1 protein-coding gene is annotated in these 681 nt (G+C 55.9%); it reads right to left on the bottom strand.

Going from position 1 to position 681, the window contains the following annotated elements:
- The coding region (gene virG / locus NKI20_RS33640; protein WP_352556354.1) for a two-component system response regulator VirG at positions 1–671 on the bottom strand (671 nt) is incomplete at its 3' end.
- Positions 672–681: the final 10 nt, after the last annotated feature.

Raw genomic sequence — 681 nt, forward strand, 5'->3', positions numbered from 1 at the left:
CCTGCGCCACGGGATGTTTTGACCAGGCGAGGGTTGGCCGCATCAGCCTCCAGCTTTCGGCGCAAGCGCATGATTAGGACATCGATACTTCGATCGTACACCTCTTCTCCACGCACACGGCTCGCGAGCAAAAGCCGTTCTCTGGATAGCACGTTGCGGGGGTTCTCCAGAAATGCGATCAAGAGATTGAACTCACATGCGGTAAGCTTGACCTCGCCACGCTCCGCACAGATCAGTCGCCGCTGCTTCACGCTGAGCTTCCAGGCCCCAAAGCGAAATGAGCGCTGCTCTCTGGTTCGCGGACTAGAAATGCGCTGGCGTAGCGCTACTCGAATGCGGGCCAAGAATTCGCGCATCCCGAAAGGCTTGGGAATGAAATCGGTTGCGCCGAGCTCCAGTGCAACCACTTTTTCCGCCTCATCAAGCCGGTCGCCGCTGATCACTATGATAGGAACATCCGATTTTGTCGCCAGATTGCGGACGATCGCAAGTCCATCCTCCCGGCCTAGGTTAAGGTCAACAACCACGAGATCGACTGGCTCACGTGAAAGAACATAGTCAAACTGCTTGCTATCGTGGACTGCGGTTACCTTCAGGGCATGCATCGTGAGATACTCGGCGATGAGGCGCCGCATTGCGGCATCATCGTCAATGACAAGAACATGTTTCAACGGCACACCT

Source organism: Mesorhizobium sp. M0830, assembly GCF_040319965.1.
Classification (GTDB): domain Bacteria; phylum Pseudomonadota; class Alphaproteobacteria; order Rhizobiales; family Rhizobiaceae; genus Mesorhizobium.